This window comes from Inquilinus sp. KBS0705 (genome assembly GCA_005938025.2).
GTDB lineage: Bacteria > Bacteroidota > Bacteroidia > Sphingobacteriales > Sphingobacteriaceae > Mucilaginibacter.
The window spans coordinates 1,063,336-1,074,812 of record VCCI02000001.1 but is presented as its reverse complement, the minus strand read 5'-3'; the positions used below and the strand labels follow the sequence as shown (position 1 = coordinate 1,074,812).

Annotated in this window: 8 protein-coding genes and 1 tRNA gene; 7 read left to right on the top strand and 2 right to left on the bottom strand. The window is 40.2% G+C overall.

Annotated elements, in window-relative coordinates; translation table 11 throughout:
- Window positions 1-17 precede the first annotated feature (17 nt).
- Genes FFF34_004775 through FFF34_004765 form a run of 3 tightly spaced genes read left to right on the top strand, consistent with a single transcriptional unit; the run spans window position 18 to window position 1,963 of the window.
- Window positions 18-743 (top strand): glycosyltransferase family 2 protein, encoded by a 726-nt coding sequence (locus FFF34_004775; GenBank protein TSD67959.1) that lies wholly within the window; start codon window positions 18-20, stop codon window positions 741-743.
- A complete protein-coding gene (locus FFF34_004770; GenBank protein TSD66723.1) occupies window positions 721-1,461 on the top strand; it encodes a methyltransferase in 741 nt (246 codons plus the stop codon). The genes FFF34_004775 and FFF34_004770 overlap by 23 nt, the downstream gene beginning before the upstream one ends.
- A 7-nt stretch (window positions 1,462-1,468) precedes the next feature.
- Complete coding sequence (locus FFF34_004765) at window positions 1,469-1,963, top strand: metallophosphoesterase family protein (protein TSD66722.1); 495 nt, start codon at window positions 1,469-1,471, stop codon at window positions 1,961-1,963.
- On the opposite strand, the gene rnhA is transcribed toward FFF34_004765, so the two are convergent.
- Window positions 1,964-2,434: a ribonuclease HI gene (rnhA, locus tag FFF34_004760; GenBank protein ID TSD66721.1), complete on the bottom strand. Its 471-nt coding sequence runs from the start codon at window positions 2,432-2,434 to the stop codon at window positions 1,964-1,966. It lies immediately after the preceding gene.
- Between the two features lie 86 nt (window positions 2,435-2,520).
- Window positions 2,521-4,614, bottom strand: a complete 2,094-nt coding sequence (gene cadA, locus FFF34_004755) for a cadmium-translocating P-type ATPase (GenBank protein ID TSD66720.1) — start codon at window positions 4,612-4,614, stop codon at window positions 2,521-2,523.
- Window positions 4,615-4,720: 106 nt separating this feature from the next.
- On the opposite strand from cadA, the gene FFF34_004750 reads away from it, so the two are divergent.
- From FFF34_004750 to FFF34_004735, 4 genes are all read left to right on the top strand, one after another.
- Window positions 4,721-4,796 (top strand) — tRNA-His (locus FFF34_004750).
- Between the two features lie 191 nt (window positions 4,797-4,987).
- On the top strand, window positions 4,988-9,052 hold the full coding sequence (locus FFF34_004745; GenBank protein ID TSD66719.1) for a response regulator: 4,065 nt from the start codon (window positions 4,988-4,990) through the stop codon (window positions 9,050-9,052).
- Between the two features lie 153 nt (window positions 9,053-9,205).
- Complete coding sequence (locus tag FFF34_004740) at window positions 9,206-10,330, top strand: family 43 glycosylhydrolase (GenBank protein TSD66718.1); 1,125 nt, start codon at window positions 9,206-9,208, stop codon at window positions 10,328-10,330.
- Between the two features lie 70 nt (window positions 10,331-10,400).
- The gene (locus FFF34_004735) at window positions 10,401-11,240 is read left to right on the top strand and encodes a glycoside hydrolase family 16 protein (GenBank protein TSD66717.1); all 840 of its coding nucleotides are present in this window, start codon (window positions 10,401-10,403) and stop codon (window positions 11,238-11,240) included.
- Window positions 11,241-11,477: the final 237 nt, after the last annotated feature.

The window sequence follows — 11,477 nt, the reverse complement described above, 5'->3', positions numbered from 1 at the left end:
GCATTTTTAAATACATGATGAAAATAGGTAAATTATCAATAATTATCCCGGCTTATAACGAGGGCAGCACCATTCACCTGGTTTTGAACAAGATAAAAGCTGTTGAGCTGATACATGGCATTGTAAAAGAAATTATAATTGTTGATGATTGCTCGGCAGACGATACACAACAAAGCATTAGCCGCTACCGCGCCGCTAACCCCGATTTAGACATCAGGTACTTTAAACACGAGGTGAACAAAGGCAAAGGTGCCGCCCTGCATACCGGCATTGCACAAGCTACGGGCGAGTACCTCATTATTCAGGATGCTGACCTGGAGTACGACCCTGCCGAATATAACGACCTGCTAAAACCCGTTTGTATCGGCTTTGCCGATGTGGTATACGGATCGAGGTTTATGGGTAGTAACCCGCACCGCATATTGTTTTTTTGGCACACTATAGGCAACCGCTGGTTAACCTTTTTGTGCAACATGGTATCAAACTTAAACCTAACAGATATGGAAACCTGTTATAAGCTGTTTGATACCAAACTGATACAATCTGTAAAGCTTAAAGAACAGCGCTTTGGCTTTGAACCCGAAGTAACCATCAAAATAGCCCGGGTGCCCAAAATACGTATATACGAGGTAGGAATATCCTATTATGGCCGCACCTACGAGGACGGCAAAAAAATAGGGTGGAAGGATGGCGTTAGGGCTATTTACTGCATACTAAAATATGGTTTGTTCAATGGCCGGTAAAGCAGCAGGCATATTTAACTTTAAGCAATTCAGCGTTGACCAAAGCGGCTGCGCCATGAAGATAAATACCGATGGTGTGCTGCTTGGCGCACTAACCGATGCATACGAGCCCAAAACCATATTAGACATAGGCACCGGCACTGGCGTAATTGCCCTGATGCTGGCACAGCGTTTCCCCCATGCCAAAATTAATGCTGTAGAGATAGACGAAACCGCCGCCGCTACAGCCTGTCGGAATTTTGGCAGTTCGGCCTTTGCTGATAGAATGGAGGTTTACCCAATGGCGTTCGAAACCTTTTTTTACAAGTACCCCGATAAGCGGTATGACCTAATCGTATCAAACCCGCCCTTCTTTCTAAACTCGCTCGAATCGCCCGGTGCCGGCAAGAATTTGGCCCGCCACACCAATGATAGCTTTTTTGAAAGGTTGATAAAATATGTTGCCACTCACCTTACCGAAAATGGAAGCTGCGCCATGATATTGCCATTAGAAACTGCCGCCCTGGTAAAGCAATTTTTGCCCGCCAACCAATTGCATTTGCAGGGGGTAATTGAAATTAAATCTTATCAAAATGTTGTTTCTCACCGCGAAATTGTTATATTAGTGAGGCAGGGGGGAACAAAAAAATGGAAAAAGTTATTCGTGATCTACGAAAAAACTAAAATGTATTCAACGGAGTACCAAAAAGCTTTAAAGGATTTCTTTACCATATTCTAAAACATAAATGACCCGCATAGGACTGATATCAGACACCCATAGTTTTTTGGATGAGGCCGTTTTCAAACACTTCGACCAATGCGACGAGATATGGCATGCCGGCGATTTTGGCAACATAGAACTGGCCGATAAACTGGCCGCCTTTAAGCCTTTAAAGGGTGTTTACGGCAATATTGATGGCAAAGAGATAAGGCAGTTACACCCTGAAAATCTGCGTTTTAAGTGCGAAGAGGTAGATGTTTGGATGACCCACATTGGTGGCTACCCCGACAAGTACAGCCCCGCAGTAAAAGCCGAAATATACAGTAACCCGCCCCAACTGTTCATCAGCGGGCATTCGCACATCCTAAAGGTAATTTATGATAAAAAGATAAGCTGTTTACACCTAAACCCCGGTGCTGCCGGTAAGCAGGGCTGGCAAAAGGTACGCACCCTAATGCGCTTTACCATAACTGACGAAAAGATACACGATTTGGAGGTTATCGAGTTGGGCAGTAAGTAGTTATAATAAATTCACTTTGGCCGACTCTACTTCAAAAACAGTATCTATCAGAAGGTCTTTTTGCTTTCCAGCCGCCACGGCAAGCTCGTCGCAACGCTCGTTCTCAGGATGCCCGTTGTGCCCGCGTACCCATACAAATTTAATTTGATGTAACTTACTGATGGCTAAGTACCTAAGCCAAAGGTCTTTGTTCTTCTTATCCTTAAAACCTTTGGCAACCCAGCCATGCACCCATCTTTTTTCGATAGAATCTATCACGTATTTGGAGTCGGAATAGATAGTAACCTGCTGATTAGCAGATTTTATAGCCTCTAAACCTGTGATGACAGCCAGTAGCTCCATACGGTTGTTGGTGGTTTTACGGTACCCTGCAGACAGCTCCTTATAATGCTGCCCCGACCGTAATATAACCCCATAACCACCCGGCCCCGGATTGCCGCTTGATGCGCCGTCTGTGTAAATTTCTATCATTGTGCAAATATAACAAACACTATGGCCGCTAAAAGCAAGAGTTTAATATTGTGCTAAAGCCTTATAATACGCTTAACACCAACAGATTAGCTTACTTTCTTAACTTTAAGCCGCAACGAATTACCTATCACAATAACATCCGAAAAGGCCATTGCAAAAGCGCCTACCATAGGGTTTAAAAAGCCCAAAGCAGCCACAGGTATAGCAATAATATTATAGGCAAATGCCCAAAACAGGTTCTGTTTAATGGTAAGCAGGGTATGCCTGCTAATCTGCAAAAACTTCACAACAGACTGTAAATCAGTATTCAACAATATTACCTTAGCCGATTGCATAGCTATATGACTGGCATCGTTCATAGATACGCCAACATCAGCCTGGGTTAGGGCAGGGGCATCATTTATGCCATCGCCTATCATAATAGTTTTGCCTTTTTTGCGGTACATATCAACTACCGATAGCTTTTCTTCCGGCAGCATTTCGGCGTGCACCTCGGTAATTCCTATTATTTTGGCCACAGCAGCGCAGCGATTAGCCTTGTCACCGCTTAACAGCACGGGTACTATTCCGGCCTTTTTTAGGTCGGCTATAAGCGCTGCAGCATCTGGCTTTATGGTATCATCTATGGCTATTTGTGCTATTAAAGCTTGATTTTTATACAACGAGAGGTTAAAATTGGCATTGTCGTTTTTCTTTGCGGTGCCTAAAAAATAGGTGTTACCGTCTACATCTTCGGCACGCATGCCTAAACCCTTTTCTTCAACTGCGGTGCGTAGTATCAGCTTTTGTTGAGGTAGCTTTTGCAAGCCATTAACCAACGATTTAGCTATAGGATGATTAGACCGCTCCTCAATGGCCGTAATTACACCGCGTATGTATTCAACATCAAATCCAGTCTCGGCTTTTATCTCATTCACACTAAATTTGCCAGTAGTAAGGGTGCCGGTTTTATCAAATAATACATATTTAGTATTGGCAACTGCCTCAATGGTATCGCCCCCCTTTATTAAAACGCCGTTTTTGGCTGCCCTGCCAAGCCCTACCATTACGGCAGTAGGTGTAGCCAAGCCCATTGCACAAGGGCACGATATAACCAACACTGCAATAGCATGCATTAACGAGGCCTGTAACCCCGCATTTGTTGCAAAATAGGTGACCACGAACGTTAATAATGCGATTATGATAACCACAGGAACAAATATAGCAGCTACTTTATCGCCCAATTTTTGTACAGGCGGCTTGGCTGCTTGTGCCTTTTTCATCAGATCTATGATCTGCGAGAGTACACTATTGTTACCTACTTTGGTAGCCATTATTTTAATATTACCCTGCTGTACAATAGTACCACCTATTACAGTATCGTACTTTGTTTTTGATAGCGGCATGCTCTCGCCTGTAATAATAGCCTCATTTACCAGCGCGTCGCCTGATAAAATCTCGCCATCAACTGGTACCTGATCGCCCTCGTTAACTAATAAAACGTCGCCTGCAACCACGTCTTTAGCGCGTACTACTTCAATAGTATCTTTAACAAGCCTGTTTGCATTTACTTGCTGATACTTCATCAGATCTTTTACAGCCGATGTGGTTTGATTTACCGAACGTTTTTCAAACACATTACCCAGCAACACCAGAGTAATAATAGTGGCACAGGTTTCGTAAAACAAGTAATGCTCGCCTAAATTTTGGATAGTACCTATTAAACTATATATAAATGCTGATGACGACCCGACAAATATCAGCACATCCATATTAGGCATGCCATTTTTTATTGAACTATAGGCACTTTTACCAAAATGCAGGCAGCCTACAATAAACACAGGCAAACAAAGGGCAAGCTGCACAAACTGATTGTGCAAAAAATGCCAGTTAAACACCATATGTAGTAATAAAGGTGCTGTAAATGCCGCACAAAAAATGAATTTGTTCTCTACTTTTTCATAAAAAGGGGTGAATTGTGTACTTGCATCGTCTACAACTTTAAAGCCAAGGCTCTCTATATCTTTTATAATTTCGGGTACTACCGTTTCCTGGTCATCGGTACTAAATTTCACCTCTTCGGATGCGAAATTTACCAACACATTATGCAGGCCCTTCTTCTCCAATAACTTATGAATGCTCATTGCGCAATTATTGCAATGCATTCCGGTAACGTTTAACTCAACCAACTGCTCTGCCATAGATACAAATTTACAGGGTAAGCGGCCCAAACAGGTAAGCTTAGTGTAATATTAAAAAAACCTTTGCAAATAGGCCGGAGATTTCTATTTTTGCAATCCCAACACGGTAGATGTAGCTCAGTTGGTTAGAGCATCGGTTTGTGGTACCGAGGGTCGTGGGTTCGAGCCCCATCATTTACCCAATACTTAAAAGCAGTCAATATTGACTGCTTTTTTATTTAAGAGTGTCTCCTGGTATTATCGTAGCTGCAAGTTTGTTTTGTGGCTTTTCAAAGCAAATTCTTGTTAAAATACTTCAATAATCAATCTTTAGGTTTCCTTCAAAATGTTAGCTTTGTTATTTGTTAACTAATTTCTACCTGTCTATAATTTAATGAAGAGAGCTTTACTGTTCAGGTATTCCTTTATATTGATAGGGGTATACCTGTTGTCTTGTCATAATTTATATGCTATACAATCCATAAGGTATCTGGGTATAGAGCAGGGATTATCTAATAATGCCGTTACCAGTATTTATAAAGACAAGCATGGTTTTGTATGGATAGGTACCTACGACGGCTTAAACAAATATGATGGCAGTACGGTGAGGATATACCGGAATATTTGGGGCGATAACCGGTCGTTAAATGATAATCACATTAATAAAATAACAGGTTTTGGCAACGATATTTTTATAGGCACCCAAAAGGGCTTAGTTCAATATTGCTATAATCAATCAAAGTTCAGCCCTGTTTTTTACTACAGCAAAGCAAACAAAAAGCCTCAAAGACTTACGTATAATATTGATGCCCTACAGGCAGGTAAAAACGGCAACATATATATCGGCACCGATTATGAGGGGCTATTTATTTACTCGCAGGCAAATAAATTATGCAGGCGGGTTGCATTAAATGGAGCAAACACCAAATATACCGTACAATCCATAGCTATAGATACTGACGGTAAAATTTGGCTATTTATTCGTAACGTCGGCCTGTGCCTTCTAAATAAGCAGGAAAATACGATCAGGGTTATCAATTCTGAATTGAAGTATGCCAATTGTATATTATTTGATCCTCAAAAAAAGATATGGATAGGTACTGATAATGGGTTGTTTAATTACAACTTATCAACTAACACCCTTGCACGAATTGGCAATAGTACCGGCAAGCTAAACAGCGATAATATTATAGATGTTAAGCTATCAAGATCCGGCGAGATATGGATAGGTACAAATGGTGGTGGGGTAAATGTATTAGATAGCGTACACCATACTACCAAATACATTGTAAGTGGCAAAGAAAATGGCAACAGCCTCCGCAGCGATGCCATCAGTATGTTATATGAGGACGATGAGGCGCGAATTTGGATAGCTACCCTCAGAGGCGGTGTAAACTTTTTAGATAATAATCGTAACCAGTTTAAGTTGGTTACAAACAACCCGTTTAATAGCAACAGTATAGTTAACAACTTTATCTTATCCTTTTGCGAAGATGAAAAGCATAATATTTGGATAGGTACAGATGGTGGCGGACTAAGCTATTGGGACAGGAAAAATAACCAATACCATAGTTATATACATAGCAATGATAAGGCATCGTTGAGAAGTAACTTTGTGGTAAGTGTTATTAATGATCGTCAAAATCAGGTTTGGGTTGCGTTGTTTAACGGTGGTATAGACCGTTTTGACAAGCAGAGTCAAAAATTCATTCATTACGATTGCTTTAACACTTTTACAAAATCTGCAGACAAAAATCTATGGAAACTTTACCTGGATAGCCATAACAATTTATGGGCTGGTGCAACCCGCGGCGGCGCCTTGTATTTATACAATAGGGCAAAGGATAAATTTGAAGTATTTGACGATCAGTTAATAAATATACATGCACTATTTGAAGACCATAACGGCGTTTTGTGGGCGGGAGACTATTTAAGATTAATTAAAATAGACGTTGCCGGGAAAAAACATTTGTATTATAATGTTAAAAACGCGGTACGCTCAATTACAGAAGATACTCAACATAATTTATGGATAGGCACCGAAGGAGGGGGATTGCTCAAGTACGACCCATCGAGGAGGTTACTGCATCGCTATACACAGTTAAACGGTTTGCCAAGCAATTCGTTACTTAACGTACTGGTTGATAATAAAGACAATATATGGGCCAGTACCTATAACGGCCTGACTGAATTTAACAAGCAGACAAAAACTTTCAGCAATTTTTACGCATCAGATGGCCTTCAAAGCAATCAATTTAACTTTAATGCCGCTTTAAAACTACAGTCGGGCGAGCTTGCCTTTGGTGGAATTAACGGTTTCAATATATTCTACCCAGACAGCATTGCTTTACGCGTACATCAGCCTGAGTTGAAGTTTACAGGCTTACATGTTAATAACCGCTCGATAGAAGCAGACACAAGTTATACGGGTAACCAGGCTATTGTCGATTTAAAAAAGATAACGGTGCCGTATGACGAAGCAACGCTGGCTATTGATTACACAGCCCCCGAATACTCTTTCCCTGATAAGCTTAAATATGCATACTACCTTGATGGATGGGATCATGGCTGGAATGAGGTTGGCGCGCTAAAAACAGCTTACTACACCCGCTTAAATGAGGGTAGTTACACACTAAGAGTAAAAGCGACCAATACAGCAGGCAGTTGGGGCGAGCATCAGCTTGCACTACAAATTGTTGTATTACCACCATGGTACCGCACCTGGCTGGCTTACTTTGTTTATGCCTGTTTAATTGCGGCGATATTATATTGGGTTTGGCTATACCGCATTAGGCAAACCAAATTTAAATATGAGCTACAGATAGCTAACTTGCAGGTAGAACGCGAAAAGGAGGTGAATGAAAAGAAATTAGCATTTTTTACCAATGTATCGCATGAATTTCGCACACCGTTAACACTTATTATTAACCCCATAAAAGATTTAATAAGAGATAACAACACAAAAAACAAGGATGAATTAAATACAATATACCGTAATGCGCGCCGTTTATTGGGCCTTGTAGATCATTTGCTATTATTTAGAAAAGCCGAAAGCGAGAATGATTCGCTTAATTTAAGTAATGTCAATCTCTCTGTGCTATGTCACGATGTTTACCTGTGTTTTTTGCAGCAGGCAAAAAACCGCAATATAACCTACCGTTTTGAATCCAATAATCAACAGATCGTGATGTTGCTTGATAGGGAGAAGATGGAAATTGCTATTTTCAATCTTATTTCAAATGCCTTAAAATTCACCTCAGAGGGTGGAGAGATCAGTATTAATTTAAATGAAATAGGTGATCAGATATCATTAACGGTAGTTGATGATGGTTGCGGAATAGCTGCAGATACCGGTGATAAATTATTCGATAAATTTTACCAGATAAAAGATACTAAATCGTTAAAAACGGGCTTTGGTATTGGCTTATACCTGGTTAAAAACTTTATAGAAAGCCATGGTGGCATTGTAAATTATCGCAATAACGATGTAGCAGGTACAACATTTACAATATTGCTACCCTACAAAGTATCATTGGAAAGCTACTTTTCAGATCAGCCTGACAACCAGCACTTAATTAACGAATTAATTAACGAAGATCAAATTCAATCAGCCAGTATAGATGAGGATGCCGGTAACCTGGAATTGCTTATTTCTGAACGGCAATCCGTTTTAATAATTGATGATAACGCAGAAATAAGGACATACATTAAAAAGATTTTTAAGGACAATTATAAAATATATGAGGCCCAAACAGGCGAGAAAGGCCTTGAATTAATAAAAAGACACTTACCAGACGTAGTCATAAGTGATATTACGATGGAGGAAGTTTCCGGGATAGATCTTTGTAGGATGATAAAGCAGGACTCATCCTTAAGCCACATACCGGTAATATTATTAACCGGCGACCCTAACCCCGAAACCAAATTAAAAGGAATTGAAGTAGGCGCTGTTGATTTTGTTAGCAAGCCTTTTGAAAAAGACATGCTTATAGCAAGAGTACAAGGTATTTTACGCGATAGGCGCGAATTGCAAAACTACTTTTACAACGAGGTTACCTTAAAATCGAACACGCGGAATATTTCTGAACATCATAAAGAGTTTCTATACAAATGCATCGCGATTATTGAGAACTACATTATCGATCCAAATTTTGATGTAAAAACTATTGCCGATGACATGGGTATAAGCTACTCCAGTTTATTTAAAAAAATAAAGTCCATCAGTGGTCAATCCGTAAACAGTTTTGTTAGGTTTGTTCGTTTGCGAAAGGCAGCTGAGATGATGATAAATACCAATTGCAACGTTAACGAGGCCGCATTAAACGCCGGGTTTAACGATATAAAATATTTTAGAGAGCACTTTATAAAACTGTTTGGTATAAAACCCTCTGAGTTTATTAAGCAACACAGGTCGGCGTTTAATAAAACTTATTTGGTAGAGCAAGACTTTATTAAGTAGTGTAAAGACACACAAAAGATAGGCTTAGTTTAATTTAACCCCTTAAATTTACGATTTTACCCCGCTTGCATTTTTTAAAAATGCCCTTATTTCGCCTATAACTATTGAGGCGGATACGAGTTACTGCCTTTTTAATTAATAATGGCAAGTAGCATGTATCTTAAAAACACCCGTCTTTCAATTTCAATTATTGGTATCATTTTATTCTTTTGTGTAGGTAGCTATGCCCAAGATGCAGTTAAAGCCACAAAGTTTACACCTGGTAAGTTATGGCTCGACAATAATGGCGTACACATTAATGCCCATGGCGGGGGAATGCTTTTTTACAAGGGCATTTACTATTGGTTTGGCGAACATAAAATTGAGGGAGAGGCCGGTAATCGTGCAATGGTTGGTGTACATTGCTATTCGTCTAAAGATCTTTATAACTGGAAGGATGCCGGTATAGCCTTACCCGTATCAGCAGATAGTACCAGCGATATTGCTAAGGGTTGTATATTGGAACGCCCCAAGGTAGTGTATAATGCTAAAACTAAAAAGTTTGTAATGTGGTTCCATTTAGAACTGCGCGGGCAGGGTTATAACGCTGCTCGTACGGGTTTGGCTGTAAGCGATAAAGTGACAGGGCCATATATGTTTGTGAAGAGCTACAGGCCCAATAAGGGCTTTATGCCTTATTATCCGGCTGGTTCGGGCAAAGAGGATACCATAGATTGCGACAAACCCAAAAACAAAAGCGAAGGTTTCTTTTGTCGCGATTTACCCGGCGGGCAAATGGCCCGTGACATGAATGTATTTGTGGACGATGATGGCAAGGCTTACCATATATTTTCGGCCGAAGAGAATTATACATTAGATATAGCCGAACTTAATGAGGATTATACAGCGCATACAGGCAAGTTCACCCGCGTATATGCAGGTCATCAAACCGAGGCCCCTGCAATATTTAAGCGTAATGGTGTATATTACTTAATAGGTTCGGGTACTACAGGATGGGACCCCAACCCGGCGCGTTGGTTCTCTGCTAAGTCGATCTGGGGCCCGTGGACATATAATGGCAACCCATGTGTGGGCACAAATGCTGATATAACGTTTGGCGGGCAAAGCACATATGTACTACCGATTGCAGGTAAAAAGGATGCGTTTATTTTTATGGCCGATAAATGGTCACCAAAAAATGCTATCGATGGCCAGTATTTATGGTTACCTATCAACTTTAAAGGTAATGATATTGAAATTGGCTGGCAAACTAATTGGAGCTTAGATGTGTTTAATTGATATTTTTACTGACGATTAGTAAGCTTGGCTTAAAAAGCTATTCCCCATAATCTATATTCAATTACTACCTATGCACATTAAATATTTATTAGCGGCAGTTTTAATTTTAGAATTTATACAACCTGTTAAAGCACAAATAAACGATACTACAGGTAATTACAAATTGGTTTGGGCTGATGAATTTAACAGCGAAGGCCCGGTTAACCCAAAAGACTGGACCTTTGAACAAGGTTTTCAGCGAAACCACGAAATACAGTGGTACCAGCAACATAATGCACTTTGCCATAACGGTATACTGGTAATACAAGCCCAAAAAGTGCATTTGCCAAATCCAAATTATAAAGCAGGGAGCGAAGATTGGAAGAATAACCGGCAATTTATTGAATATACATCGTCCAGCTTAAATACCTCGGGCCTTCATAGCTGGCAATACGGCAGGTTTGTAATGCGCGCACGTATAGATACAGATGCCGGCTTATGGCCCGCTTTCTGGACACTTGGTGACAAGGGAGAATGGCCATCAAACGGCGAAATTGACATAATGGAATATTACCAGGGGAGACTTTTGGCAAACATAGCCTGCGGCACAAATACAGCGTTTAAAGCGCAGTGGTTTAGCACACGCAAACCCATTACAGAATTTAACGATGCAAACTGGAGCAAAAAGTTCCATACCTGGCGAATGGACTGGGATGAACAAAGTATCAGTTTGTATGTAGATGACCTGTTGCTAAACAAGGTAGCTTTAAATGACCTTTTTAATAAGGATGGGAGTAACATTAACCCATTTAAACAACCCCACTACATTTTGTTAGACCTTGCCTTAGGCGGCGACAATGGGGGAGACCCGGCAACTACAATATTCCCCAAAAAGTTTGAAATAGATTACGTTCGCGTTTATCAAAAATAAACACATTACCTCTTACGATTAGTTATCGTTTCACGAAAAATTTTACGGAACGCACATTCGACCATCTTTTTTAATAATAACCGTATGATTAACGGTTATTATTAACCCAAAAGCCTTTTTTAGCTATAAAATGCGGTTTTATCCCCTCAAAATTACTGTTTTGCCCCCCTTTTTTAATTAAAAATTACCTTTAATTCGTTTCTACCAATGGCAACTAATCGAAAAATTTTGTTGTCC